Source organism: Methanospirillum stamsii, from assembly GCF_003173335.1.
Classification (GTDB): Archaea; Halobacteriota; Methanomicrobia; order Methanomicrobiales; family Methanospirillaceae; genus Methanospirillum; species Methanospirillum stamsii.
This window is the reverse complement of sequence record NZ_QGMZ01000008.1, coordinates 76,556-102,346: the sequence shown is the minus strand read 5'-3', so window position 1 is coordinate 102,346 and position 25,791 is coordinate 76,556. Positions and strand designations below refer to the sequence as shown.

General features: G+C 44.5%; 27 protein-coding genes and 2 tRNA genes. 23 read left to right on the top strand and 6 right to left on the bottom strand.

Annotation, left to right across the window (positions count from 1 at the left end; genetic code table 11):
- Window positions 1-103: 103 nt before the first annotated feature.
- Window positions 104-177 (bottom strand) — tRNA-Val (locus DLD82_RS03610).
- Window positions 178-193: 16 nt separating this feature from the next.
- Window positions 194-264 (bottom strand) — tRNA-Gly (locus tag DLD82_RS03605).
- 95 nt (window positions 265-359) lie between these two features.
- Here DLD82_RS03605 and DLD82_RS03600 point away from each other — a divergent pair.
- The 22 genes from DLD82_RS03600 (at window position 360) to DLD82_RS03495 (ending at window position 20,250) form a co-directional block, all read left to right on the top strand.
- Complete coding sequence (locus DLD82_RS03600) at window positions 360-1,157, top strand: TIGR01458 family HAD-type hydrolase (RefSeq protein ID WP_219968296.1); 798 nt, start codon at window positions 360-362, stop codon at window positions 1,155-1,157.
- 54 nt (window positions 1,158-1,211) lie between these two features.
- Window positions 1,212-2,324: a SufB/SufD family protein gene (locus DLD82_RS03595; protein WP_109939743.1), complete on the top strand. Its 1,113-nt coding sequence runs from the start codon at window positions 1,212-1,214 to the stop codon at window positions 2,322-2,324.
- A 3-nt stretch (window positions 2,325-2,327) separates the two neighbouring features.
- Window positions 2,328-2,984 carry a protein-L-isoaspartate(D-aspartate) O-methyltransferase gene (locus DLD82_RS03590; protein WP_109939742.1) on the top strand — a complete coding sequence of 219 codons (657 nt, stop codon included), beginning with the start codon at window positions 2,328-2,330 and terminating at the stop codon, window positions 2,982-2,984.
- 4 nt (window positions 2,985-2,988) lie between these two features.
- Window positions 2,989-3,612, top strand: coding sequence for a hypothetical protein (locus tag DLD82_RS03585; RefSeq protein ID WP_146199679.1), 624 nt, complete (start codon window positions 2,989-2,991; stop codon window positions 3,610-3,612).
- Window positions 3,609-4,883 carry a phosphopentomutase/phosphoglucosamine mutase gene (locus DLD82_RS03580; RefSeq protein WP_342764522.1) on the top strand — a complete coding sequence of 425 codons (1,275 nt, stop codon included), beginning with the start codon at window positions 3,609-3,611 and terminating at the stop codon, window positions 4,881-4,883. Before DLD82_RS03585 ends, DLD82_RS03580 begins: the two co-directional genes overlap by 4 nt.
- A complete protein-coding gene (gene glmU / locus DLD82_RS03575) occupies window positions 4,880-6,082 on the top strand; it encodes a bifunctional sugar-1-phosphate nucleotidylyltransferase/acetyltransferase (protein WP_109939740.1) in 1,203 nt (400 codons plus the stop codon). Before DLD82_RS03580 ends, glmU begins: the two co-directional genes overlap by 4 nt.
- Window positions 6,082-7,248, top strand: coding sequence for a sugar phosphate nucleotidyltransferase (locus DLD82_RS03570; RefSeq protein ID WP_109939739.1), 1,167 nt, complete (start codon window positions 6,082-6,084; stop codon window positions 7,246-7,248). The genes glmU and DLD82_RS03570 overlap by 1 nt, the downstream gene beginning before the upstream one ends.
- Before the next feature lie 2 nt (window positions 7,249-7,250).
- Entirely contained in the window at window positions 7,251-8,990 is a 1,740-nt protein-coding gene (gene glmS / locus DLD82_RS03565; protein WP_109939738.1) for a glutamine--fructose-6-phosphate transaminase (isomerizing), read from the top strand.
- Complete coding sequence (locus DLD82_RS03560) at window positions 8,987-10,135, top strand: glycosyltransferase (protein WP_109939737.1); 1,149 nt, start codon at window positions 8,987-8,989, stop codon at window positions 10,133-10,135. Before glmS ends, DLD82_RS03560 begins: the two co-directional genes overlap by 4 nt.
- A 77-nt stretch (window positions 10,136-10,212) precedes the next feature.
- Window positions 10,213-11,295, top strand: coding sequence for a glycosyltransferase (locus DLD82_RS03555; RefSeq protein ID WP_181391228.1), 1,083 nt, complete (start codon window positions 10,213-10,215; stop codon window positions 11,293-11,295).
- 125 nt (window positions 11,296-11,420) lie between these two features.
- Window positions 11,421-14,006, top strand: coding sequence for an oligosaccharyl transferase, archaeosortase A system-associated (locus tag DLD82_RS03550; RefSeq protein ID WP_109939735.1), 2,586 nt, complete (start codon window positions 11,421-11,423; stop codon window positions 14,004-14,006).
- Window positions 14,007-14,033: 27 nt separating this feature from the next.
- Window positions 14,034-14,327: a DUF2098 domain-containing protein gene (locus DLD82_RS03545; protein WP_109939734.1), complete on the top strand. Its 294-nt coding sequence runs from the start codon at window positions 14,034-14,036 to the stop codon at window positions 14,325-14,327.
- Between the two features lie 127 nt (window positions 14,328-14,454).
- Entirely contained in the window at window positions 14,455-15,690 is a 1,236-nt protein-coding gene (gene eif2g, locus DLD82_RS03540) for a translation initiation factor IF-2 subunit gamma (RefSeq protein ID WP_109939733.1), read from the top strand.
- Entirely contained in the window at window positions 15,654-16,064 is a 411-nt protein-coding gene (locus DLD82_RS03535) for a type II toxin-antitoxin system VapC family toxin (protein WP_146199678.1), read from the top strand. The genes eif2g and DLD82_RS03535 overlap by 37 nt, the downstream gene beginning before the upstream one ends.
- Window positions 16,065-16,068: 4 nt before the next feature.
- A complete protein-coding gene (locus DLD82_RS03530; RefSeq protein WP_109939731.1) occupies window positions 16,069-16,641 on the top strand; it encodes a DNA-directed RNA polymerase in 573 nt (190 codons plus the stop codon).
- A 2-nt stretch (window positions 16,642-16,643) separates the two neighbouring features.
- Entirely contained in the window at window positions 16,644-16,847 is a 204-nt protein-coding gene (gene spt4, locus DLD82_RS03525) for a transcription elongation factor subunit Spt4 (RefSeq protein ID WP_109939730.1), read from the top strand.
- Complete coding sequence (locus tag DLD82_RS03520; protein WP_109939729.1) at window positions 16,847-17,350, top strand: GTP-dependent dephospho-CoA kinase family protein; 504 nt, start codon at window positions 16,847-16,849, stop codon at window positions 17,348-17,350. Before spt4 ends, DLD82_RS03520 begins: the two co-directional genes overlap by 1 nt.
- 15 nt (window positions 17,351-17,365) lie before the next feature.
- Window positions 17,366-17,728 carry a 30S ribosomal protein S24e gene (locus tag DLD82_RS03515; RefSeq protein WP_245920354.1) on the top strand — a complete coding sequence of 121 codons (363 nt, stop codon included), beginning with the start codon at window positions 17,366-17,368 and terminating at the stop codon, window positions 17,726-17,728.
- Window positions 17,729-17,743: 15 nt separating this feature from the next.
- The gene (locus DLD82_RS03510; RefSeq protein WP_109939727.1) at window positions 17,744-17,926 is read left to right on the top strand and encodes a 30S ribosomal protein S27ae; all 183 of its coding nucleotides are present in this window, start codon (window positions 17,744-17,746) and stop codon (window positions 17,924-17,926) included.
- 5 nt (window positions 17,927-17,931) lie between these two features.
- Complete coding sequence (locus tag DLD82_RS03505; RefSeq protein WP_109939726.1) at window positions 17,932-19,494, top strand: bifunctional N(6)-L-threonylcarbamoyladenine synthase/serine/threonine protein kinase; 1,563 nt, start codon at window positions 17,932-17,934, stop codon at window positions 19,492-19,494.
- Entirely contained in the window at window positions 19,491-20,030 is a 540-nt protein-coding gene (rdgB, locus tag DLD82_RS03500) for an RdgB/HAM1 family non-canonical purine NTP pyrophosphatase (RefSeq protein WP_109939725.1), read from the top strand. Before DLD82_RS03505 ends, rdgB begins: the two co-directional genes overlap by 4 nt.
- 73 nt (window positions 20,031-20,103) lie before the next feature.
- The gene (locus DLD82_RS03495; protein ID WP_109939724.1) at window positions 20,104-20,250 is read left to right on the top strand and encodes a 50S ribosomal protein L40e; all 147 of its coding nucleotides are present in this window, start codon (window positions 20,104-20,106) and stop codon (window positions 20,248-20,250) included.
- A 4-nt stretch (window positions 20,251-20,254) separates the two neighbouring features.
- On the opposite strand, the gene DLD82_RS03490 is transcribed toward DLD82_RS03495, so the two are convergent.
- The 3 genes from DLD82_RS03490 to DLD82_RS03480 all read right to left on the bottom strand — a co-directional run bounded on the left by DLD82_RS03490 (window position 20,255) and on the right by DLD82_RS03480 (window position 22,675).
- Complete coding sequence (locus DLD82_RS03490) at window positions 20,255-20,905, bottom strand: putative phosphothreonine lyase domain-containing protein (RefSeq protein WP_109939723.1); 651 nt, start codon at window positions 20,903-20,905, stop codon at window positions 20,255-20,257.
- A 41-nt stretch (window positions 20,906-20,946) separates the two neighbouring features.
- Complete coding sequence (locus tag DLD82_RS03485) at window positions 20,947-21,399, bottom strand: hypothetical protein (protein WP_109939722.1); 453 nt, start codon at window positions 21,397-21,399, stop codon at window positions 20,947-20,949.
- Window positions 21,400-21,493: 94 nt separating this feature from the next.
- Entirely contained in the window at window positions 21,494-22,675 is a 1,182-nt protein-coding gene (locus tag DLD82_RS03480) for an MFS transporter (RefSeq protein ID WP_109939721.1), read from the bottom strand.
- Window positions 22,676-22,783: 108 nt separating this feature from the next.
- Here DLD82_RS03480 and DLD82_RS03475 point away from each other — a divergent pair, with 108 nt between their 5' ends.
- A complete protein-coding gene (locus tag DLD82_RS03475; RefSeq protein ID WP_109939720.1) occupies window positions 22,784-23,482 on the top strand; it encodes an HAD family hydrolase in 699 nt (232 codons plus the stop codon).
- Here the strand turns inward: DLD82_RS03475 and DLD82_RS03470 are convergent.
- Window positions 23,474-25,597 (bottom strand): PAS domain-containing protein, encoded by a 2,124-nt coding sequence (locus tag DLD82_RS03470; RefSeq protein WP_181391227.1) that lies wholly within the window; start codon window positions 25,595-25,597, stop codon window positions 23,474-23,476. The two genes, DLD82_RS03475 and DLD82_RS03470, sit on opposite strands and share 9 nt — an antisense overlap.
- Window positions 25,598-25,791 lie beyond the last annotated feature (194 nt).

The following is a 25,791-nucleotide window of genomic DNA, read 5'->3' as shown; positions in this document are numbered from 1 at the left end:
TTTTTTTTAAAGTCCGGAATCAGGACTATTGCATTGTAAAATTGAAATATTCAGACTGAAAAGTCAAAAAAATGATAGTAATATCCAGATAAAATTCGCTTCATGGGCCCGCTGAGATTCGAACTCAGGATCTCCGCCGTGTGAAGGCGACGTCATAACCAGCTAGACCACGAGCCCACAATAAAAGAAAGAGTGCACCGATCGGGATTCGAACCCGAGCTATTGGCTTGGAAGGCCAAAGTCATACCTCTAGACCATCGATGCAGATGCTCTATAACGTTCACGATACTCACATAAATAGATATCTAATTGAGATCGGATATCATAGCATATCTGACCACACGACCAACAATCTTATCATGCAGATACAGGCAGTTCTTCTTGACATCGATGGGGCACTATTCACCGGAAATGAGCCTATCGCGGGGGCAGAAGAGGCGATCAGATCTCTTCAGAAAAGGAGCGTCCCCTATAGATATATCTCAAACGGGACACGAAAGTCGCGTATCAATGTCCGGAAAAAACTAGAGCGCCTTGGTGTCAGAATATTAGAGAATGAAATCTGTACACCGGCAATGGCAGCGATACAATATCTCCGGGAGAGAGAAATAAAGGTCTGTAACCTGCTTATCACCAGGGATCTATTACATGACTTTGCAGATGCCGGAATTACCCATGACCCTCTCGCACCCACCGTGGTTGTTGGTGATGCAGGCGAACAATTCACCTATGAATCTATGAATTCAGCCTTTCGTTCCCTCCTCGGAAACGGAGAGTTCATCGCACTAGAAAAGGACCGGTACTGGAAAGATACAGATGGTCTTTCTTTGAGTGCCGGACCTTTCGTTTCAGCACTTGAATACGGGTCCGGCCGAGAGGCGATCATAATGGGAAAACCATCACATAACTTTTTCAGGTATGGATGTAGTGAACTTGGCACTCATCCATCTCATGTGGCCATGATTGGAGATGATATCCGGACTGATGTTAAAGGAGCACAGGATACAGGACTTATTGGAATTATAACCTTTACCGGAAAGTTTTCACAGGATGAATTAAAAACCTGCGGAGTGACCCCGGATTTGTCGATTCATTCCATTGCAGAACTTCCCCACCTTATAGAAAAATTTCACTCCCCTGAAAATCACCCAGCATAATATGAGAGTGATAAAGAGGACGAACGTATAACGTAATGAAAGAAAGGCAGAATTATGCATGACACAATTCAGATGACTGATCTCTCTGATGATGACCAGAAGAGACTTGCCTTAACCGGTCTTGAAGTGGAAATGAAGAACAGATCAGGTAGTTTCTTCCAAAAGGACCAGGATGTCTGCCATATCACATCAGACTGTCAGGGGATTGAATTCCTGACATTTTCCATGGCGCTTGAAAAATATCCATGGGTTCGTGATTATATCTGGAAAGCGATACCGAAAGATAAAGACAAATACACTAAGTATGTGGCATCAAGGCCTGACCCCAAGGGATTTGTAATTATCGCCAAAAAAGGAACGAAAAGCATCTATCCCCTGCAGGCCTGTCTTTTCATGTCTGACTCTGCTGTTCAGCATGTCCATAATATTATCATTGCTGAAGAGGATTCAGAGCTCCATATCATTTCAGGGTGTACGAGTTCTACCGGTCGAAACAGTGGTGCACATCTTGGAGTGACCGAGATTTACGTAGGAAAAGGAGCGAAAGTCACTTCAACTATGATCCATAACTGGGGAAAAAATATCTCCGTATTTCCCCGGTCAGTTGCAATTGTTGAAGAGAACGGGGTTTTCCTTTCCAATTACGTCTGCATGGAACCGGTACGAAAGATCCAGATGGCACCCCTCTGCCAGTTAAAGGGTGAGGGTGCAGTTGGAAGGTTCTCCAGTGTTGTTGTCTGTACCCCGGGATCCTTTATGGATCTTGGCTCTACCGCAACCCTGGAAGCGAAAGGAACAAGTGCGGAGCTTATTACCCGTGCTATTACCACCGGAGGAACCATTCTTTCAAGGGGCAGAATAGACGGCCTTGTGAAAGGAACAAAAGGGCATATCGAATGTAAAGGACTTATCCTCCGGGACGGTATCATTCATGCTATTCCGGAAATTAAAGGAGATGTTGTTGACACCGAACTTTCTCATGAAGCAGCAGTCGGGAAGATCGCACGGGATGAGATTGAATACCTGATGGCACGCGGGCTTGATGAAGAGACCGCAACAGCCACTATCATCCGGGGTTTTCTGGATGTAAAACTTGAAGGGTTGCCAGACGTCTTACAAAACCAGATTAATGCAGCCATCGATGCTGCAGAGCGATCAGGATTCTGAATTATGGATACCAGCCGGGCACCAGAACGCGAACATATGGTCAGAACACAAATTCAGGCCAGGGGAGTCTCAAATCCCCGTGTATTAGATGCCATGCGTACTGTGCCCCGACACCTGTTCGTCCCACAAACCTGTCAAAGAGAAGCATATGCTGATTACCCCCTTCCCATCGGGAGCGGACAGACAATATCCCAGCCATACATTGTTGCAGTAATGACAGAACTCCTAAGCCCGAATCCAAGTGACCTCGTTCTTGAGATTGGGACCGGTTCCGGATACCAGGCAGCAATTCTTGCAACATGCGGGGCAGATGTGGTATCCATTGAACGAATAGAAGAAGTAGCCGCACAGGCAAGACAAAACCTTCTGAATGCAGGTATAAAAAATGTCAGAATCATAACCAGTGACGGGACAGTAGGATACACTGACATGAGTCCTTATGATGGAATTCTCATCACCGCCGGTACACCAGAAATCCCTTGTCCACTCATCAATGAACTGGCACCAGGTGGACGACTTGTGGCCCCGGTCGGAGACCAGAATATCCAGGAATTGATTCGCATTACAAGACTCAATAATGAGTTTATCACCGAGAAATTCGGGGCGGTACGATTTGTCCCCCTCATTGGAGAGTATGGGTGGAAAGAAGAAGGAGAGTAAAGATATGCATCCAATCAATCAGGCAGTGCAGAAATTAATTTCAATGATGAAAGAATGTGGAATCGAAGAAAGTCCGGTCTTTCTGACACCGGATTATGACCTTACAAAGTGCGCATATGAACATGGCGTTCCGGTCCAGACTCTCTTCGGAGGCCGTTCTGCAGTTTTTGTATCAGAAGAACCAGTAAAAGCAACGACAAAGGCCTCTTTCATGATAAATGCAACCCTTAAAAAACCGGCCCAACGTGCTGCAGCTGCAGGTATCGTAAATGCTGTTGCCGGGTTTTTATGTGTCAGCAGAAAACTGCACGCCTGTTCCCAAGATCAGCATGTCTCCTGCAGAGAGACACTGTCCGGGCAGATCAAAGGGAAAAAAGTCTTTTGCTGTGGAGAGATGCCGGATGCAAGAAAACTGGCAGGAAGTTATCTGGTTGACAAACCTGATGACGCGGATGTCATTCTCATCACCGGGGACGGGCTTATTGATAATAATAGTGAGATAATCGGACAATGCCCCATTGAAAAACTCCTATGCCTGGGACCATCAACAGCAGGAGTAGCCTATTTCCTCGGATGCAATCATTTCTGCCCATATGGAAGAGCAAACCTTCAAACATCTGAAGAATGAACCATTCAGGTATGCTATTCGGCTCTTCGGGAATCCGCCGGAGATATGATGAGAATCTTATCAGACTGGCAGTAAAGGTGGGAAAGGCAATTGGTTCAAAAAATGGGAGGGTTGTAATCGGAAGAGATACCCGCACAACCGGGCCCCTCCTGTCATCAGCATTTTGTGCAGGAGCCTGTTCTGCCGGAGCCATGGTATTTGACGGGGGAATTGCCCCTACCCCATCAATTGCCTTTGCAGGCAGGAACACCGATGCGGCATGTGTGGTAACAGCATCACATAATCCTGAACCATATAACGGAATGAAACTCTTCAATCCGGATGGTTCATCATATTCAGCAATTCAGCAGAAAGAGATAGAAGAAAAAATCGAGGATATTCTCTGGGGAACCTGGAAAAACCAGGGAACAATACATTCAATACCAGCAATCGAGTTACATCGAAAAGCAATTGCCGATAAAATACACATCAAAGAAAACCTCAAGGTTCTTGTTGACTGTGGAAATGGAGCAGGTTCTGTCATCACCCCTCACCTTCTGAGTGGCATGGGTGCAAAACCCATTGCTGTGAATGCAAATGTTTCCGGAACCTTTGTAAGACCATCTGAGCCACTCCCGGAACATCTCACATATATACCACCTCTTGTGAAAAAAACCGGAGTGGAATGTGCCGTTATACATGACGGGGATGCTGATCGGATGATGGCATTTGATAAAAACGGGGCATTCATACCCGGAGATATTCTGCTCATCCTTTTTACGAAATACCTGGGAGCAAAGCAGGTGGTTACCACATACGATGCATCCATGGCAATAGAAGAGGTGGCAGAGGTCAGGAGAACTCCGGTCGGAGATGCATTTGTCTCTGAACAACTTGTGCGATGGGGGGATTTTGGTGGTGAGCCTTCCGGAGCATGGATATTTCCTCAAATATCACGGTGTCCTGACGGACCATTTGCAGCCGCGTTATTTTGTGAGATGGCGGGAGAATGGGATTTACCTTCAGAGATTGCATCCATTCCCAGTTATCCAATCATGAGAACCTCTCTCTCCCTGGAAAATGCACAGGACATGCTATATGCTCTTGGTGCAGTAAACCCAACCGATGGCATCCGGATAGAAGAAGAAGACGGGTGGTGTCTTGTTCGGGCAAGTGGTACAGAGCCAAAAATCAGATTTACTGCCGAAGGAAAAACTGCCAGCGTTGCAAAAAAATTACTGGAAAAAGGGGAGGAAATGGTTAGAATTGCACGAAATGAGGTGAAAAATTGACCGTCTGTGTAATCCTTGCTGCAGGAGAAGGAAAACGGATGCGTCCGCTGACCGGATCGCGACCAAAAGTGATGCTCCCGCTTGCAGGAAGACCGATGCTCGAGCATCTTATTTGTGAAGTCAGGGATGCAGGGATATCTGAATTTATCCTTGTTGTCGGATATGGTGAGTCAGCAATAAGGGACTACTTTGGTGATGGAACAAAATTATGTATATCAATCTGGTACGTTACACAAAAACGCCAGCTTGGGACAGGTGATGCCCTGCTCACCGTATCTCCTCATGTTAAGGAGGACTTCCTTCTCCTGAATGGGGATATTGTATTAAAATCCAAAGATGTCCGTAATGTGCTTAATATTCCAGCTCCCGCTATGGCGGTATGCACATCCACCCACCCTCAGGATTATGGATCAGTCACCCTGTCAGGTGACATGGTTTCAGGTCTTGTTGAGAAATCTCCAACTCCACCAAGTACCCTGATAAATGCCGGACTGTACCACTTTGACATAAAAATTTTTGAATTTCTGAAAAACATCACATCATCCCCCCGTGGAGAATTCGAACTCACTGATGCATTAATGTATTATATTAGAAACGGGGACTTGAGAGGAGTTTTAATAGATTTTTGGGCAGATATGGGATCTCCCTGGGATCTCCTTGGAATCCATGAAGAAATGATGAAAACCACACCTTCGAAACATGAGGGGATCATTGAGGAAGGAGTTTTCATCAAAGGAAATGTATCCATTGGGTCCGGAACAATAATCTTGTCCGGAACTTATCTTGAAGGTCCATGTATTATCGGGGAGAACTGCAAAATCGGCCCTCATGCATATATCAGACCTGGCACAACCATCGGGAATGACTGTCATATCGGCCATTGTTCAGAACTCAAAAATACCATCATAATGAATAGGACAAACGTCCCTCATTTTTCGTATATTGGTGACAGCATAATTGGAAGCGGATGTAATTTTGGTGCAGGGACAAAAGTTGCCAACCTCCGGCATGATAAAGCATCAATTGTAATCGGGGGAATTGACACCAGAAGAAGAAAATTTGGTGCGGTCATTGGTGATGATGTCCTGTTTGGAATAAACTGTTCTGTAAATGTCGGATCAATTGTCGGTAACCAATGCCGGATAGGACCTCATGCAATTGTTGAAGGAAAAATTGAGGATAAAACGGTGATTCGGTAATGAGCCTTCAAGCGGTTATCCTTGCTGCAGGAGAAGGAATCAGACTTCGTCCCCTTACCCAGAACCGTCCAAAAGCTCTTATCCCGGTTGCAAACAAACCAATCCTTGAACATACAATAAATTCTCTTGTTAAAGCAGGAATCCGTGATATTATTGTTGTGGTCGGATTTCGGAAAGAACAGGTAATGAGAGATCTGGCCAGGCTCAGTTTTCCGGTGATGATTGTCCAGCAGCCTGAACAAATGGGAACAGCCCATGCCCTGCTTTGTGCACGAAATATGATAAAGGGAGATGCACTGGTCATCCCCGGAGATAATTTTATTGACGCTGAATCAATCAGGGAGATAGTAAAAACAAAAAACTCCCTGCTCTATGCCACTCACAGACAACCTTCAAATTTTGGCGTTGTCACAATAGAAGGAGAATTTGTCACAGGGATTACTGAAAAACCAGAACATGCAACCCGAATGACGGTAAGTTGCGGGGTGTATTATCTTAGTTCTGACCTGATATCACGCATATCCCATAATAGTCTGACCGAGGTCATTGAGGAGGAAATCCACCAGGGAACAAAAATTGCTGCGGTTAGAGCACATTCATGGCAGGATGCAATATACCCCTGGGATCTGCTTATGATGAATGGAAGGTTGTTAAGCAGCATTGTCCCCCAAAAATCAGGCAATATCAGTGCATCAGCCACCATCCGGGGTAAGGTAATAATCGGGAAAGGAACAAAAATTCATCCGGGAACGGTAATATCTGGTCCGGTAATAATTGGTGAAGACTGTAATATCGGACCACATGCGGTGATAGAATCAGGGTGTAGTATCGGATCACGGGTTGTCGTGGAACCATTCACCGTGATAAAAAAATCTATCCTAATGAATGATGTTGTTATTGGATCACATTGTAGTATCGGCGGATCAGTAATTGGTAATGGCTGTACGATTGGAGAGAATTCCATGGTCGTACATAAAGAGGGTTTCATTACTATCAATACCATCCCGGTCCGTGCATCATGTGGAGTTATAATGGGCAATGGAGTGTTTTGCTCCCATAACATGATTTTTGAGAACACAATAGTCGGCAATGAAGTAGTCATAGATTCAAGATCGGAAAAATATTTTTCCTGCACGGTTATTCCGGATAAAACCCGGGTGATGTGAGCATGTGTGGCATTTTTGGGTATGCCGGATTCCGAATTGCAGCACCCGTCCTTGTTGAAGGTCTGAAAAGGCTCGAATACCGGGGATATGATTCTTTTGGTATTGCAACCCTTGCAGAAAAGATCTCTATCTATAAAAAGGCAGGGAAAGTATCTGCCGTTTCGAACTTACCAGATTCATTACAGGGAACTCTTGGTATCAGTCATACCAGGTGGGCCACCCATGGAATTCCTTCAGATATTAATGCTCACCCCCATCTTGATTGTAATGAAGAGATAGCAGTTGTTCATAATGGTATCATTGAAAATTATGCAGGACTCAAACGTGATCTTATTGAAAGGGGCCACATTTTTCGATCAGAGACCGATACCGAAGTAATAGCCCATCTCATTGAAGAAGCATATTCTGATGATCTTCTGCATGCCGTAAAGAGTGTTCTTCCACTTCTGACAGGATCATATGCTATTTTGGTAATTTCAGCAGGGGAAGAGAGGATTATCGCAGCGAGAAACCAGAGTCCGCTCGTCCTGGGCATTGGAGACGGTGAGATATTTGCAGCATCTGACATCACTCCTCTCCTTGAGTATACCTCACGGGTTATTTATCTGGATGATGGTGATATTGCAGATATCAGGCCAGGGGAATATACCATTTATAATGGAGATAGCCCCATTGAGAAAACCATAAGTGAGATAACCTGGACTCAGGACACCGTGATGAAAAGCGGATTTCCCCACTTCATGCTGAAGGAAATCTTTGAGCAACCTGATGTAATACACCATGCAATTCATTCAATAACTGAAGAAACTCTGCCCCAGTCACTCCTGAATGCGAATTCGATTATGGTAGTCGGCTGTGGTAGTTCATATCACGCCGGAATGATATTCAGATATCTCCTGGAATCTGCCTGTGGCATCCCTGTAAGGCTGGAACTCGGATCAGAGTATAAATATTCAGCAGTTCCGTTTAATGATGTCATCATAGGTGTTTCCCAGAGTGGAGAGACCGCAGATACCCTGGCGGCAATTAAGAAGGGGATCTGTAATAACGTGAAAACCGTTGCAGTCACCAATGTGCTCAACAGCTCAATAACCCGCAGTGCCCATGATACCCTCCTCATGCATGCCGGGCCTGAAATCAGCGTAGCATCCTCAAAATCATTTATTGCGCAGGTAGGTGTTTTAATGCAGGTTATAAACCTGCTTGCCGGAGGAACATGTACTGAGGCTCTTTCACATGCCCGTCAGGCTATAGAGCAGATTTTAATCACTGATCTATCAAAAGCTGTTGATCTCTGTAGTAATGCAGAGCATCTTTTTTATGTAGGAAGAGGCGTTTTTTACCCGGTTATGATGGAAGGGGCACTGAAAATGAAAGAGATCTCTTATATTCATGCCGAAGCGTATGCGGCAGGAGAACTCAAACATGGTCCATTTGCCCTGTTATCCCCCCAAACTCCGGTCATCGCAGTATGTGTTCCGGGAACCGCCTATGAGGTCATGCTGGGTAACCTGAAAGAGATGAAATCAAGAGGTACTCCACTCATAGCTCTCGGTATTCAGGATGATATTGACCTCAATGATATTGCAGATATTTTAATTCCGGTTCCTGAGGCCCATCCATGGATACAGGTACTGACTACCACCGTTCTTTTGCAATTGTTGGCATATCACACTGCTGACTCTCTTGGACGTGAAATAGACATGCCAAGGAATCTTGCAAAAAGTGTCACCGTAGAATGAAGAGAGAAAAGCAACTTACCATCTCTGTCATCGGACCCTCAACCAGGTTTTTATCAGGAATCAGTTATTATACCATCAGGCTTTGTAATGCATTGTCTCTTAAAAATCAGGTAAATGCGATGTTATTTCGCAACATGCTCCCGAAACGCCTGTTTCCAGGATGGAAACGAATCGGACAGACGGGAGTTAACGTATGCATTTCCAACCAGGTAAATATCTACGAAATCCTCGATTGGTATAACCCATTCTCATGGGCATCATGTGCCAGAGTAATCCGGAAATCAGATGTTACCATCCTTGAATGGTGGACATCCAGTGTTGCACATATGTATCTGGCGTTGATCCTGTTATCTGGTAAAAAAACCCGGTTTATTATTGAATTCCATGAGGTTGTCGATCCCCTGGAATATGCAATTCTTCCCATCCGATTATATGCAAAAAGCATGGGGCGAATCATTAGAAATGCGGCCAAAAAATATGTGGTCCATTCAGAACATGACCGCCATCTTATCGCCTCACAGTATGATATCCATCCGGCAGATATCTGCGTTATCCCCCATGGTCTATATGACCATTATCCAGTATTGGACAGGGAAGCAAGTAAACAAAAACTGGGGGTGTCCGGAAGATATATCTTTCTCTTTTTCGGCCTCTTAAGACCATATAAGGGAGTATCCTTCCTCATTGAGGCATTTGAAAAATTGCCATCCCAAATTCAGAATGAATCGGTACTCATCATTGCCGGAGAAGCCTGGGAAGATCAGGAATCAATAACCAGAATTGAACAATCTTTTGTCCGGGATAAAATTATCCTGGATAACAGATATCTTGCAGATACTGACATTCCGGATATCTTTTCTGCAGCAGACATTCTGGTTCTCCCATACACCCGTGCATCTCAAAGTGGAGTTGCACACATCGGTATTGCATATGGACTCCCGATTATTGCATCCAATGTCGGGGGGCTTACAGAAAGTCTTGGTACGTATGATGGAACAACTTTTATTGAACCTTTAGATGTACCTGGTCTTTCAGATGCAATGGCAGACCTTTTCTTACACCGGGTAACAAAGCCATACAGTCCGCCCCATGATATGAAATGGGAAGAGATAGCAACCAGATATACAAATGAGATTGTTTCATAAAAAATACACGAAGAAGAAAAAAGCGCAGGATTGAATCTTCAAAAACAACAATAAGGTAAGAATTTTAAAAAATGAGCATGAAGATTGCACTGCTGACCTGCCGGGATTTCATCATTCCTGGAGGAGCAGAGAGGCTGGAGATAGATATTGCCCGGGCACTTGATGCAACCATTGTATGTCTGAGTGTTGACTCTCATTTTTTTCAGGTATATCCAATCTCTCAGGAGGTTCATTTTCACCAATTAAAGAAAAAATTGCCGGATGAACCATTAAAACAACTTTTTGGCATGAATATGTTTAGAAATGTATCATTGCCATATGACTTTTTTATTGTCATGGATGATATGGCCCTTCGGTATCTGGTGCACAAGGTTTTTCATGTATATTATATGCATACTCCAAGAAGGGTTTTTTATGACATGTATTATCCTTCCATTAATGAATTATCAGGTATCAAAAAACCCTTAATGATAAGTATTCTGAATCTTTTCAGATTCCTGGACCAGCGGTTTGTAAAAAAATACGTAACAAATATCGCTTGTAATTCTCATAATACCAGAAACAGAATATGGAAGACATACCAGCGGGATGCAAAAGTACTCTATCCGCCTGTGCATCTGAATGAATATCACAATTTTGAATACGGAGATTTCTGGTTGTCAGTAACTCGTGTTGACAAATGGAAAAGAATCGAACTACAGATTGAAACATTCAGACTGCTACCTTCAAAAAAACTCATCGTTGCAGGAAAAATATATCCGCGGTATGAAAAAATTGTCAACTCAGCACCTAAGAACGTAATTTTCCTCAACACAGTCAGTGATGAGAGATTATTTCAGTTATATTCCACCTGTAGAGGATTTATCACCACTGCAATCGATGAAGACTTTGGTATCACGCCATTAGAAGCGATGGCATCAGGAAAACCTGTAGTGGCGGTGAAAGAAGGGGGGTATCTTGAAACAGTCGTTGATGGCATGACCGGTCTTCTGGTTGGTCCGGAACCTGAAGAAATTGCATCAGCGATAAGAAAGATAGACGAAAATCCGGAGGAGTTTGCAAGTAATTGTGTACACAGAGCGGAGTTATTTGATTATCACATATTTAAGGACCAACTCATAACATATGTACGCACGTGTATTGAAAACCAGAATATCTGAAATGATGCATATTGCGTATTAGATTTCTGACTCAAATGAAATTTGATCATGCAAACTCACTAATCCTCCTAAACTAGTGAACCTGCATAAAACACAGACCCATTTAATAAATCGGACGTGATGTAATGAAATATTCCAGATTTTTAAACCCCTTCACTCTCATACTAGGAGTTGCTGTACTCCTGCTGACACTCATTTCGTTTATTATTCGAACTCTCCCGGCATATTCAGGAAACCCTGATGTCCTGTTATTTGTGGGAATGGATGACCCGACCTATCAGCTCAGACGAATAGAACAGGTCATTGCCAACTACCCGAATGTTTCCTGGTTTGATCCGATGACATTCTTTCCAAACGGCCAGCCCATGCACTGGGGACCTCTCTTTCCCTTCATCGGTGCAACAGTCTGCCTGCTGGCTGGAGCGGTCACAAGACCGGATCTCATTTCAGTCTCCCTCTTTATTCCCTGCGTAATGGCAGCCCTAATGGTTCCGGTAGTGTATCTTCTTGTCAGCAGAATTGCAGACTGGAAAGCAGGAATCGTAGCAGCATTTTTTATCGCCATCGTACCAGGACAGTTTTTCTTCCGGTCTTATTACGGGTATCTGGATCACCACGTGGGTGAAGTGTTATTCAGTACCATCTTTTGTCTCTGTTATATCTCGGCACTCGTGTATTGTCGGAAACATCCGGTCGATATCGCAGATAAAGAAACATGGAAGGTTCCTGCCCTTCTGGGATTACTCTGTGGACTGGCATATGTTCTTGGCCTCTCCCTGATGCCGACAATGATTCTATTTGCCCTTATTGTCGGAATGTTTACCCCGGTGTGGTTTATCATCCAGAGATATCTCGGACATCTCGGGGCATCTGCACTATTTATTAATTCAATAACATTTTTAACCGCAATTATCGGTTTCTTCATTATCGGAGTTCATGCCGAGGGAGGACTGAACTATTATACAATCGGCCATCCGATAGCATATTCTCTTCTTATTTTGGGCAATATCATATTATTCGGATTTTCATACCAGCTCAGAGATAAACCATACTGGTATTATGTAGGGGTCATTCTTGGAGTTACCATTCTGGGCCTTGTTTTACTTGCCGTTCTCCTGCCTGACTTGTATAAGTACCTGATTGAAAATGCAATCGGATTTTTCGGAAGCGATGACATACACTGGAAAACCATCCAGGAAGCACGTCCCTGGACATGGGATGATGCATGGAGGACATTCCAGTACAGTCTACTGCTTTTTGGAGCAGGAGCGGCGGTTTTATTGTACCGGATCAGAAAAGAACTCTGTCCCTCACATGCTTTTACCCTGATATGGGCACTGGTTATCTTCTATTCAACATGGCAGCATATCAGATATGAATACTACCTTGCAGTTCCGGTTGCCATCCTTGCAGGAATTGCAGTTGGATTTGCCCTGAATCTCATAAAAAAACCAATTAGTACATCTTCAGAGAAACCTTCTGAAACCCTTGAGACACAGCACCATACATCACAGCAGGGTCCAAAGAAAAAGACCGTAAAAGGGCATGAAAAGCAGTCCTTCCCGGAATCACATGCAATTTCCGGACCTGTTAAAGGGATATCATATGTTGTCCTTGCTGTCATCATTGTTCTTGCCCTTCTCTTTTCATACCAGGCACTCGGTAGGGACATGATGATGAGTGCATATAACCTCAATCCGGACTGGCGGGAAACAACCGAATGGCTTGAGAAAAATACTCCGGATCCAGGTTTGGACTATTATGCCATATATGATAAGAAGAACTTCACCTATCCAGATGAAGCATATGGAGTCATGTCATGGTGGGATTATGGTCATATTATCACCTTCCTTGGAAAACGAATGCCAAATGCGAATCCATTCCAGTACGGAGTAAACGGTCCGAATGGATCTGCACGGTTTTTCATGACACAAAATGAAAGTGAAGCAAACCAAATACTGGATAATTTACGTACAAAATACGTGATTGCAGATTATGAGATGGATACCGGGAAATTCTGGGCAATGTCTACCTGGGATGATCCAGATGTCGGTGTTTATCCATATCAGCGAACTTTTATCTTCCCGAACCCGGATGATCCAAAGTCAGGAGTTAATTACCCAATTCTGACTGATGAGTATTATCAGACGATGATATCACGACTGTTCAACTTTGATGGTTCGTATACAGAGCCAGGAAACGTCTATTTCATCGAATACATGAAACCTTCAGCTTCAGGACTTCCAAACCCTGTGGTGGTTGGTGGATCTGAAACAAATTATACCGCAGGCAAGGCACTCATGGAGGCATTCAATGCATCTGATAATCCAAATCATGATGTAATTCTTACCAATTTCGGATATACCGACCCGGTCAGCCCGGTATCATCTCTTGGCCATTACCGGCTTATTTATGAGTCCAAATCCAGGGCAACCCCCGCGGAAATGGCTGATCTTCGATATGTGAAGATTTTCGAATACGTAAAAGGTGCTACAATTCCGGGTGATGGAGTACTTGAACTGGATATTAAAACAAATGCAGGACGTGCTTTTACCTATCGTACGGAGAGTAAAAATGGAACGTTTACTGTCCCATATCCCACAGAAACGACGATTGGGGCAATAACCATCCCAGGTAAGTACCGGAATGTGAAGACCAAGGCAGAATATTCCATCACTGAAGATCAAATCAATGGCGGAATCATCAAATAACCAGTAGTCGAGTAAAAAAGATAGCTTATGAGTCATGAGAATATTGAACCAGGAACAGCGGTCCGATATCCCCGGACAGGTTCTTCAGGACTGGTAACCAGACTAGTCACCAAAGACGGCAGGCAGTTTGCGGAACTTGATTCCACCAAACTCTTGTACCGACTGGATCAACTCATCCCTGCTGAACTGTCAATAAAGACGAAAAAAGAAATCGGTCGTGATGAACAACTTGCAGGTCTTGAGAGGGAAAGGCGCCGGCTTGAAGAAGAATCACTTGAAGAAAACCCGGCACTTGACAGTACCTGTTCAGGTGCAGGATAGTCAGATTGGATAAAAAAGCCACCTCGATTGAAACATCACACCAGATTGTTCCCATGGAACCGGGTGTGCACGCGGTTATGGCTATAAGTATTATCCGATGGAAATACGTAAGGAGGTTGAATAGCTGGTGTCAGAAGATATAATTCCAAATACAAATATCGGTGTAGTCGGTCATGTCGATCACGGCAAGACCACACTGGTAAATACCCTCACCGGCGTCTGGACAGACAGACATAGTGAGGAGATGAAAAGGGGAATATCCATCAGACTTGGATATGCTGACGCAGTTTTCTACCGGTGCAGGAAATGTCGCGGGCCTGAAGGTCTTACCACAACCCCGGAATGTACCCGGTGTGAAAGTGAGACAGAACCATTCAGGGCCGTTTCATTTGTTGATGCTCCGGGCCACGAAACACTGATGGCAACGATGCTCTCCGGATCAGCCCTTATGGACGGTGCAATGCTGGTCATATCCGCAGCTGACAGGTGCCCGCAGCCCCAGACGAAAGAACACCTCATGGCACTGGAACTGGTCGGGATCAAAAAGATCGTCATTGTCCAGAATAAAATTGATGTCGTCTCTCATAAGGAAGCCATCCGGAATTATGAAGAGATAAAGGCATTTGTCAAGGGGACAATCGCTGAGAATGCACCGATAATTCCGGTTTCAGCACAAAAGAATATCAATATCTGGGCTTTAATCCAGGCTCTTGACGAGATTATTCCTGAGCCCTCACGTCATCCGGAAGCTGACCCGGTAATGCTTATTGCACGGTCATTTGATGTGAACCGGCCTGGTTGCAGCTGGAAGGATGTCAAAGGAGGAGTCGTCGGAGGATCACTCATCAGGGGCCTTGTGGAAGATGGAGCAGAGGTTGAGATAAGACCCGGAATCCAGAATCTGATTGAGAATAAGACAAAGTGGGAACCCATCATCACCAAGGTAACCGAGATCCACAAAGGGCAGAAAAAAGTCCATGTTGCAACTCCGGGCGGTCTTCTTGCCATTGGAACAAAACTGGATCCTGCTATCACAAAGAGTGACATGCTTGCCGGACAGGTACTGGGTCATGTTGGCAAACTGCCTCCGGTCTGGGAGAAGATGTGGTTTTCAGTAAAACTCATGGAACGGGTCGTTGGATCAAACAGCGAAGTTACCATTGAACCACTCAAGCAACGCGAACCGCTGATGTTGTCAGTCGGGACTGCAGTAACCGTCGGTGTTGTTAGTAATACCAGAAAGGATGCTGCAGAAGTTATCCTGAAACGTCCGGTCTGTGCAAGTATCGGCTCACCCATTGCAATTAGCAGACAGGTCGGGGGAAGATGGAGACTCATCGGAATGGGGACACTGATCGAGTGACGATCCTCATCGACACCAATGCGTTTCTGATGACATCGCAATTTAAAATTGACCTCTTTGAAGAGATCCGGTTTCTGCTCGGATCAGTCAGGATGGCAGTCCCTGAAATTGTTATCCGGGAACTCGAAGGACTGGCGAAAGGAAAGGGTAACAATGCTTCAGCAGCCCGCCTCGGCCTTCAGTTTGCAAAAGGCTGTGAGGTCATTCCCTCTTCAGGAGATGGAACACCGGATGAACAGATCTTCAATAGTGCGAAAGACCTCCGGTGTGGAGTAGTTACAAATGACCGCAGACTCCGTGATCTTATATTAAAAGAGGGGCTGCCTGTTGTATCACTTTCAGGAAAACAAAAATTAGAGTTGATTCGGAGATAAAACGATGTATTACCGGTTAGAACTGAGTGACAAGGTGCGGGTACCTCCCCACAGGCTTGGAGAGGATCTGACTACCGTTATTCTGGATGTACTGCAGGAGCAGCTGGAAGGAAGTATTGATAAAGAAATTGGTATTTTCATTGCCGTAACCAAAGTTCTCCGAATTGGAGAAGGTGAAATGGTTCCAGGAGACGGGGCAGTCTATTATGATGTGGATTTTGAAGGACTGGCACTGCGTTTGTCTCTTCAGGAGGTTGTTGAAGGGATTGTTGTTGAAACTACCAGTTTTGGAGCATTTATCAGTCTCGGGCCTATTGATGCAATGCTTCATGTCAGCCAGATATCTGATGAATACATCAGTTATGATGAAAAAAACTCTCAGCTCATCTGCCAGGATTCAGGAAGACACCTGAATGTCGGCTCGGCCGTTCGTGCGCGGGTAGTTACATTAAGTCTGAATGAACGGGAACCACGTGAAAGTAAGATAGGCCTTACCATGCGACAGGCAGGACTTGGAAATCTGGTCTGGCTTGAAGAAGATATGAAAAATGAACAGAAGGAAAAAAGCGTGGTCTGAATATGGCTGGGGGCAAGAAGAAACAACATATGGTGTGTCGTGACTGCCACCGGGTCGTTGAAGGGACGGCCTGTTCCATCTGTGGAACATCTAATCTTACTGCAGACTGGACCGGATATCTGGTCATCATTGATCCTGAAAACAGTGAAGTAGCTCACCGGATGAATATTTCACTTCCCGGAAGATATGCGCTTAAGGTCAGGTAATGCGAGTACTCCCTGATAAACATCGCCATTTGTTCAAAGAACCATTTGGTACTCTTTTTTATTCGTTCGATGAACTCCTGCCATATTTACCCAAAACCGGAGTATTCAGTGTGGGAGATGTTGTAACAGCAAATCTGCTGAAAGCAGGAAGGCCACCGGATGTTGCAATTATTGATGGACACACCATGAGAAATCCCTATCCAGGTGTGGAAATCCCGCATTACTATCAGATGATGGTGCAAAACCCCCCGGGTGGGCTGACTGATGAACTTATTCAGGCAATATGCATTGCCGCCAAAAAACCAGGAACTTTCATCCAGGTAGAAGGTGAGGAAGACCTGGCAGTTGTTCCGCTAGCAATGCAGGCACCAAAAGGAACGGTAATCCTGTATGGTCAGCCAGGAGAGGGAGTAGTTATGCTCCTTGTTACTGATGAGACAAAAATGCGGGCACATGACCTCTTCAACTGTTTCGAAGAGGGTGAATCATCACATAATATATGATGTATTTAAACTCTCATGAATAACCTTGTAAGGATCTCTATGGAGATTACTATTACATCAGACATAGAAAATACGTTGTTAAACAGGAGAGAACTCACGTTTAGCATTGTATTTAATGGAGCAACACCCTCCAGAAAGATGATTCATGCGAAACTTGCAGCCATGGTAAATGCGCCCAAGAATCAGCTTGTTATTGGATCCCTGTCTAACCGGTTTGGCCTGACACAGGTTTCAGGTGACGCACGGGTCTATACTTCTCCGGAAGACATGAAAAAGATCGAACTTGATTATATCGTCAAACGGGGAATGAGCGGAGAAGAAGAAACCAGCGCAGATGCTCAGGATGCACCGTCCGGTGACGCTGCGGAGGCATCATAAGGGGGATTTGGAAATATGGCAGCAAAAGGCAAAAAAGAAAAGAACGCAGTAAAGCGGTCAGCATATTTCAAAGTTGATGGTACAAACGCCGTCCCCCAGAGAAGATATTGTCCCCGGTGTGGTCCCGGTGTTTTTATGGGTGAACACAAAGACCGTGTCACCTGTGGCAAATGCGGCTACACAGAATTTAAGAAGTAATCCTGATGAAGTCAGGACCGGTACTGGGGATCGAGGGAACCGCCTGGAACCTCAGTGCTGCTCTTTTTGATGATGACCTGATAAAACTGGTTTCAGATCCTTATAAACCGGTTCAGGGAGGTATTCATCCGCGTGAAGCTGCTCAGCATCATGCTTCAGTTATTACCCGGGTTATCGGGGAAGTTCTCGATGACGGCCCAAAGCCAGTTGCAATTGCTTTTTCCCAGGGTCCAGGTCTTGGTCCTTGTCTTCGGATAGTCGGAACGGCAGCAAGAGCTCTTGCTCTGTCGCTAAAGGTACCACTGATCGGAGTAAACCATTGCGTTGCTCATGTAGAGATCGGCCGCTTTGCATCAGGATTTGATGATCCGGTCGTCCTCTATGCAAGTGGTGCAAATACTCAGGTTCTCGGGTACTTGCAGGGAAGATACCGGATCTTCGGGGAAACGCTTGATATCGGAATAGGCAATGCGATAGATAAATTTGCCCGGAGTCAGGGACTTCCCCATCCGGGAGGTCCGGAGATTGAGCGGTTAGCCAGGCAGGGATCGTATTTTCCTCTTCCTTATACTGTGAAAGGTATGGATCTTGCATTTTCCGGGCTGGTCAGTGCGGCAAAAGATGCATCTGCACCTCTTGAAGACATCTGTTATAGTTTTCAGGAGACCGGGTTTGCTATGTGTACTGAAGTTACCGAACGTGCCCTCTCACAGACAGGGAAGAATGAAATGATCCTTGTCGGAGGAGTAGGAGCAAATAAACGGCTTCAGACAATGCTCAGGGAGATGTGTGACGACCGGGGGGCCGCTTTCTCTGTTCCCATTCCACAATACTTGGGAGACAACGGGGCAATGATTGCATATACCGGAAAAATCATGTTTGAGAGCGGCAGTACTCTTCCGGTCGAACTTTCCCGTGTAAACCCGTCATTTCGGGCAGATCAGGTCGAGGTCACCTGGAGAGATGAACCGGTAGTATCCGGTAATCATGAAGAATCTGCCACTACCCGGGGTGCAGAAGCGGTTGTATCCTTCACTGATATCACTGCAACCAAAACCAGAGTTTCGAAACGGTACAGGCATCCTGAACTGGATAAAAGGCTCATTAATGAACGAACCAGGGCCGAGGCGCGCCTTATTTCAGAAGCCAGAAGAGTGGGTGTCAGGACTCCCATTATCCGGGAGATTACCCATGATGCCATCGTGATGGAACGGATAATTGGTCAGAAACTCAAAGAGAATCTCACACCTGAAACCCTGATAGAAACGGGCAGAATGATTGGAAGACTTCATTCATCGCAGATCATTCATGGCGATCTGACTACCTGCAACTTTCTGGTTCAGGGGAATAAACTCTGGCTTATTGATTTCGGACTGGCCTTAACTTCATCAGAGATCGAACACCGTGGTGTTGACATTCATGTGCTGTATCAGATCCTGGAAAGTACATCAAATGACTCAGATAATTTGAAAAAATCATTTATGAAAGGATACCGGGAATTAATGCCTGAAGCTGATGAAATACTTACCCGGGAACATGAAATCGAGTTGAGGGGGAGATATTTGTGAAAATAACTTTTGTTACCAGTAATGAGCATAAAGCACGCGAAGCAGCGGGGATTCTCCTCGGACTAGCAGAGATTGAACTGGTATCACTGGATATCCCCGAGCTCCGGGCAGATAACGTGCAGGATGTGGCTGCCGGAAAAGCTGCATATGCATACTCTGTCCTCCAAAGGCCGGTAATAACAGATGATACCGGTCTTTTCATCTCTGCGCTTAATGGATTTCCCGGAACATGCGCTGCATATGTCCAGAACACTATTGGAAATTCAGGAGTACTGACTCTTCTGGCTGGATATGCAAACCGCTCGGCATATTTTGAAACCGGGATTGCGTACCATGATGAAGACTGTCAGAAGACTTTTTCAGGGAGAATTAACGGTAAAATTGTCCTTCCACGAGGCTGCAGCGGATTTGGGTATGACCCTATCTTTGAAGTCGATGGAAAGACACTTGCAGAGATGAGTGAAGCAGAAAAAAACAGGATTTCTCACCGGGCGATAGGCTTTCATGCCTTGCGTAACTGGCTTTGTGAGAAATGAACCTGAGTGAAAAGACATAACCCTTATGTGAGGAGACGACCCTCTATATAAGACAGATATTTGGAGATATGATATGGCACGTTTTCCTGAGGCTGAAGCAAGATTATTAAACGTAAAGATTTGCATGCACTGTAATGCTCGTAATCCGGTCAGGGCAACAACCTGCAGGAAATGCGGGTATGCGTACCTGCGCCCGAAGAACAAAGACAGAAAGGCCTGATTAATCAGGCTGAATAAAATGTTACTTTTTTTCCTCTCGCGCTGTACTCGCCCCTGAAAGTTTCTAGATTTCTTTTGTATCCGATTCTGTCAGTTATTCCGATTTTGCGTAATTCTTCTCTTACCCGCATAACATCCGCTTCATCTTCCCAATCCGCGGTATATACGTAGATGACTTTCCTCTCATCCCTCGCATCTGGATCGGGTTTGGCAGTTGAAACCTTCGCAGAAATACCTAATTCTCCTTCCCAGGTCAGGTCACGTATCTGCCGCCAGATATCATCCACCTGATCAGGGGGAATAAATATTAGCCATTTGCCTGCCTTTTCAATATCTGCAGCTTTACCTGATGAATTAGGGGCTTCCTGTTCTATCCACCTCGCCTGAAGGGTTTTACTGGGAATAACTCCTTCACCTTCACGGATCATCCGGTAAATTTCATCACGGGAACCAAACTGAATCATCAGTTGTTCTACAAGGTTTGGATAAATAGCATTAAAACGGTCAAATATATCGTTGAAAAGATCCTGAAATGATTCACCACTTTCAACAATCCGGGAAAGCGATTTGTTTTCCTGATGCAGCTGCCCTCCAAAAAAGAGCTCAAAAAAGCCATATGCGCCTTCCGCGAGTTCATTCGTATCAGCTGCGTTCATACTCAGGAATAACGCCTGTCAGGAAAAAATAGATATTGGTTTTATCCAAACAGGGTACTGTTCGGGTATATCATGGTCAGTCCGCGCCAGGCCTCCTCTGCTACCTCTAAATCAGCTTTTGCCTGGGCTTTCAACGTATCTTTTACCTCGCTATTGTGTGTTCCAAGACCACTGCTTTTATCGAGTTCTTCTAAGGCTTCTGAGCTTGAACCCAGGTAAAATAGCAGACGGGTAATATTCAAACCAATGGGATAGAATTCCGGACTGACCTTCATCGCTGCAGCAGAGTAGTATGCAGAAGTTGCATCCATTCTTTCAGAGATGTTGAGTTGAGTATCACTAAGTCCATTAATTACCGGTGTTACCACAAGGAGAAAGTCTTCATCTTCATAGGGAGCTGAAGCATCCGGCTGAAGCTGAATGGGCATAACTGTCGGATCCGAACTTGCAGAGCAAGAAAAAGTCCCAATGAGCAGGATTGCCATAATTCCCATTAAAAAAAACCTGTTATTCATCATCATAAGGGTACCAATGAGATGTCTGTTTTTTATTTAGAAATAGTTCTCTTCTCCAATATCTCCGGAATCATCATCTGCATATTCGAAAATCAACCCTTGAGAGGTAAACAGGTATTGATAAGATAACAATTACTGCAGAAAAATAAAAAACAGAACTTATTCCAATCTCATCCATTATCATCCCGCAAATGAGCGGAGAGAGTATCATTCCAATACTCATGACCATGTTAATCGTGCCCATGGCAGAACCCTGCCCTACTTCTCTGCCAGTTATCGTGACCAGGGCATACATTGCCGGGATTGAAATTCCTCCACCGACTCCCATAAGAAGGGCAAATAGTACATATGGAAAAAGACCCTCAAAACCTGGAACCAAAGCAAGTGCGACAGCGACAATAATACAACCCATTGCTATGAGAAAATGCTTGTCAAACCTATCTGCAAGAGTCCCACAGATTTTCTGAAGGAGTGCAGTGGAAAGAATAGATATCGATATCACAAGCCCGGTTTCACCGGTCGAAAGATTCCCGATATGTGCTGCGATTACGGGCAGGAAGACCATAAATGTCCCATTTGCAAATGCATTCATCAACTGATAGAGAAACGGAATTCTCAATCCCGGGTGCAAGACAAGGTGAAGAAATGGTTTTGGTTTTCCTGATGAACCGGAGTGCTCAGGAAGAAAAAAGACGCAGGTTACCAGAGCAACACCAGTCAGTCCGGCCATTACGATAAATGCGGTATCCATTCCGGCATAATCAGTCAGGACACCACCTAAAAGAGGACCAAAACCCATCCCCAAAAACAAGGAACTGGTAAAAGAGCCAAGGTACATACCTTCCATACCTTTCGGAGCAATATCACCGATATATGCCATGGCAATGGGAAAGACCATTGCTGATGCAATCCCCTGGAAAAACCTGATCCCGGATAATTCAAGAACTGAACCTGCAGGAACATATAGCAGAGAGAAAACAAGATATAAGAAGAGTCCGGTGATGATGAATTTTCTCCTTCCCTTCACATCAGAAAACCTGCCAAAAAAAGGCATGGCACATGCCCGTGAGATTGCAAACGATGAGAAGATCATCCCTATTCCAAACCCGGATGCCCCAAGCATTTCAGCATATCTCGGAAGAAGGGGAACGACTATTCCAATCCCAAGCATGGTTGAGAATACCGCAGCATACAGTGAAGTAAAAACTGACCGTTGATCCCTCCCTGAACCAGTGGAAGAATCAATAGAGTCCATACCTATTATAGGATTTTTTCGAATATCATTTCCTGTTATTGTCACCTGTCTTGGAAAGTATCACTTATTACCCTGAAACGCTGATATGCAAAGGGAGAACACAGGGTCATGACAATAACAAATGCATGTCGCGGGGAAGCACAGCGATTCAGGGCGGTTATAGTTGACCTTGATAATACGCTATACGATTTTGGAGCGGCAAAAGAAGCAGCATGTCAGAAGGTTGTTACCCTTATAGGTAAGGGTTCTGCAGATGACCTTATCAGAGCGTTTTTATTCTCACCCTATGGAGTGGAAAGTCCAAAAGCAATCCAGTCTTTCCTTGAAGAACTGAACATCTATAACCCCGAACTATTCAATACAGCAGTGCAGACATATATCCAGGCAAAAATGGAGGCGATAAAAGCCTATCCCGGAGTTTATGAAACGCTACTCCAGATTCATAAAGCAGGACTAAAAGTTGGAGCTGTGACCAACGCTTCAAACGAGCATGCAAAAGAGAGACTCATACACATTCAGGTAGCTGAGTTTCTTGACTGTCTCGTAACACCTGACAATTCCGGACTTAAAAAACCGGATTCTGCAATGTTCCTCCATGCAGCATCACTACTCCGGGTTCAGCCCCACCAGATATGTGCAATCGGAGATAACCTGGTCAATGATATCAGACCAGCACAAGAGGCAGGAATGTGCACTGTTCATGCAGAATATGGAAACCGGTTACCCCTTAAGTATTCAGAAGGAATTACAGCAGACTTCTCAATATCTTCTTTCTCCGATATCCTTTCGATAATCGGTTTAAGATAATATTCTGTTTGAAACTGATTCAACAGCCCTCTTCCAGTTTGTCATATCTTTTATATTCTGAATATAGCCAATGACTTTCCCGGAAGTATCGACAATCGGAGAAGCTTTTGCCCAGACATATGTGCCTTTTCCATCCTGAAAATCGGCGATAAATGCTTCAGCATAAAAACTGTTGCCGACTCGTGATACATGAGGGTACTGTTGAATCAGATCCTTTGGAGAAAGGTCAAACAGATCAACAAGAACCGGAAGAGAAGGTGACACGTTCCGGATAATTTCCGAGTACCTTAACGAACCGATAACATCACGCTTCCTGATACCGGTAAGGATTTCCATTGCTTCATTCCAGGCAACAACCATCCGGTCACGGGAGATAATAAAAGTGGGATCACCAATCTGCTCTACCGTTCCTTCGAGCTGATCAACCATCAGGGCAAGTGACTCTTCAATGGCTTTCTGATTTGTAATGTCAAGAACAGATATGAGCGTACATAAAACCGACCCATTCTTGTCAAAAACACGGGAGAGATGGAGTTGCATAACGAGACATGCACCCTTTTCATCAATATCGGTAAAGACCCGGGTGTAATTCCCCTTTTCATTGAGGGCAGCACGGATATCCGGTAATGAACCAATTATCTGCGGATAAAAACTCATGCCCCATTCAATTGACCGGTTCTCAAAAGAACCATCAGGAACCCGTGAAAATATTCGTTTAAAAGAAGGATTGGCATACATTATCACATCTTCCGGAGATATAATTGCCATCCCCTCATAGGAATACGCAATTGCCGTATCTTTTATCTCCAGTTCACGGAGCATCCTAACCCAGTGAGTTACGTCATAAAAATAGGCGATCAGACAAATAGGTTCATTGGTCTGATCATACACTCCGGATATCGTAACCGTAGCATGAATGGGTGAACCATCCCGTTTCATCCCGGTAATATCAGTAGTATGCCCTTCTTTTTTCCGGATACCCGGATTGTTCCCGATTATTTCAGAAAATGAAGGCTCATTCCTCTTTGAGAAGTGTTCAAAAGGCAGACCAATCACATCGTTGATATCATTATAACCCCAGAGGTCCAGAAATGCCCGGTTGACATATGTCATGCAACCCTCAAGACTCACGAGGCCTATTGGAACAATGGATGAATCCATTGCATGGCTTTTTATCAGGAGTTCCAGTTCGGTGTGTTTTCTGTCATTGATATCACGCCCAACTCCCTGGAATTCAATTAAGGCTCCATTCTCATCACTAAGTGCCCGGTTCACCCAGTGATACCACCTTAATCCACCAGCGGGTGGGATTAACTCAAATTCAACTTCAAAAACGGGTGAAAACGGAGAGCAGGAGTTCATTCCATCCCTCAACTGGAAAGCAGCATCAGGCATGAGATACTCAAAAATAGAATGGGTAATTAATTCTGTCGGATTCATCTGAAAAAGCCGGCAGAATGCGCCATTGGCAAATGTAATAATCCCGTCTTTATTATACCGGCATATTAATTCAGTCTGGTCTTCAACAATGCCACGGTATCTCGCTTCACTCATCCGGAGGCGTTCTTCCATCTCAGTTTCAAGTGTCACATCCTCGACAATAACAGTGAGGCCGGATCTTCCGTCATCAAAGACCGTTTTAATATATTTTACCTTAAAATACCTGCACCAGTCATACTTACAAAAAGTTAGAACTGCCGTATGTTCTGATTCAGAATCTGAACTGATATACGTACGAAAAGAAAATGCCTGCAGAATTTCTTCAGATAATGTCTCATATGACATTCCGGAAACAGAACCTGCATCAAGGTCAAACATGCGACAAAAGCGTTCATTAATCTGGATAATCCTGCCATCACTGGAAAGAACCATTATTCCTTCTTTCGTAAAACCGAGAAGACTGGAAATGGGAACACGCTGAGAGATATAAAAAACCTTGGCAGCTCCCATCTGCTGCATCTCAACAGTTCCTGATATCTGGAGAATTTCAAGATACTTCGCCACAGAGTTCCGATTACATTTCAGACGCTGCGATATTTCAGAAATTGTCAGCCCTCTGGGGTAAATTTTCAACAAACCACGAATCCGGTTTAGAAATTCCCCCTCCTCAACCATAATACCTGTTCGGACCTTTGTTACATAAACATATGCCATGCACAAAATTTATGGGAAATTTCCTGATTGATTTAAAAATAGCAGGTTTTTCCATTATATCCCAATTAAAGATGAAGTAAGAATTACTCGTCCAAATAAATTACGGCCAGCCGGGACTTCATATAACATGAATTACTATATAGTCATCGGGTTAT

Bases quoted from the DNA above. Each gene is read 5' to 3' on its own strand.
- DLD82_RS03510 (WP_109939727.1), top strand. From the start codon at position 17,744: ATGGCAGCAAAAGGCAAAAAAGAAAAGAACGCAGTAAAGCGGTCAGCA.
- DLD82_RS03595 (WP_109939743.1), top strand. From the start codon at position 1,212: ATGCATGACACAATTCAGATGACTGATCTCTCTGATGATGACCAGAAG.
- DLD82_RS03490 (WP_109939723.1), bottom strand. From the start codon at position 20,905: ATGAACGCAGCTGATACGAATGAACTCGCGGAAGGCGCATATGGCTTT.
- DLD82_RS03560 (WP_109939737.1), top strand. From the start codon at position 8,987: ATGAAGAGAGAAAAGCAACTTACCATCTCTGTCATCGGACCCTCAACC.
- DLD82_RS03475 (WP_109939720.1), top strand. From the start codon at position 22,784: ATGACAATAACAAATGCATGTCGCGGGGAAGCACAGCGATTCAGGGCG.
- DLD82_RS03580 (WP_342764522.1), top strand. From the start codon at position 3,609: ATGAACCATTCAGGTATGCTATTCGGCTCTTCGGGAATCCGCCGGAGA.
- DLD82_RS03495 (WP_109939724.1), top strand. From the start codon at position 20,104: ATGGCACGTTTTCCTGAGGCTGAAGCAAGATTATTAAACGTAAAGATT.
- DLD82_RS03535 (WP_146199678.1), top strand. From the start codon at position 15,654: ATGGAGACTCATCGGAATGGGGACACTGATCGAGTGACGATCCTCATC.
- glmS (WP_109939738.1), top strand. From the start codon at position 7,251: ATGTGTGGCATTTTTGGGTATGCCGGATTCCGAATTGCAGCACCCGTC.
- DLD82_RS03480 (WP_109939721.1), bottom strand. From the start codon at position 22,675: ATGGACTCTATTGATTCTTCCACTGGTTCAGGGAGGGATCAACGGTCA.
- DLD82_RS03600 (WP_219968296.1), top strand. From the start codon at position 360: ATGCAGATACAGGCAGTTCTTCTTGACATCGATGGGGCACTATTCACC.
- DLD82_RS03485 (WP_109939722.1), bottom strand. From the start codon at position 21,399: ATGGGAATTATGGCAATCCTGCTCATTGGGACTTTTTCTTGCTCTGCA.
- DLD82_RS03520 (WP_109939729.1), top strand. From the start codon at position 16,847: ATGCGAGTACTCCCTGATAAACATCGCCATTTGTTCAAAGAACCATTT.
- DLD82_RS03470 (WP_181391227.1), bottom strand. From the start codon at position 25,597: ATGGTTGAGGAGGGGGAATTTCTAAACCGGATTCGTGGTTTGTTGAAA.
- DLD82_RS03530 (WP_109939731.1), top strand. From the start codon at position 16,069: ATGTATTACCGGTTAGAACTGAGTGACAAGGTGCGGGTACCTCCCCAC.
- DLD82_RS03555 (WP_181391228.1), top strand. From the start codon at position 10,213: ATGAAGATTGCACTGCTGACCTGCCGGGATTTCATCATTCCTGGAGGA.
- DLD82_RS03590 (WP_109939742.1), top strand. From the start codon at position 2,328: ATGGATACCAGCCGGGCACCAGAACGCGAACATATGGTCAGAACACAA.
- DLD82_RS03585 (WP_146199679.1), top strand. From the start codon at position 2,989: ATGCATCCAATCAATCAGGCAGTGCAGAAATTAATTTCAATGATGAAA.
- DLD82_RS03570 (WP_109939739.1), top strand. From the start codon at position 6,082: ATGAGCCTTCAAGCGGTTATCCTTGCTGCAGGAGAAGGAATCAGACTT.
- DLD82_RS03550 (WP_109939735.1), top strand. From the start codon at position 11,421: ATGAAATATTCCAGATTTTTAAACCCCTTCACTCTCATACTAGGAGTT.
- spt4 (WP_109939730.1), top strand. From the start codon at position 16,644: ATGGCTGGGGGCAAGAAGAAACAACATATGGTGTGTCGTGACTGCCAC.
- DLD82_RS03505 (WP_109939726.1), top strand. From the start codon at position 17,932: ATGAAGTCAGGACCGGTACTGGGGATCGAGGGAACCGCCTGGAACCTC.
- DLD82_RS03515 (WP_245920354.1), top strand. From the start codon at position 17,366: ATGAATAACCTTGTAAGGATCTCTATGGAGATTACTATTACATCAGAC.
- DLD82_RS03545 (WP_109939734.1), top strand. From the start codon at position 14,034: ATGAGTCATGAGAATATTGAACCAGGAACAGCGGTCCGATATCCCCGG.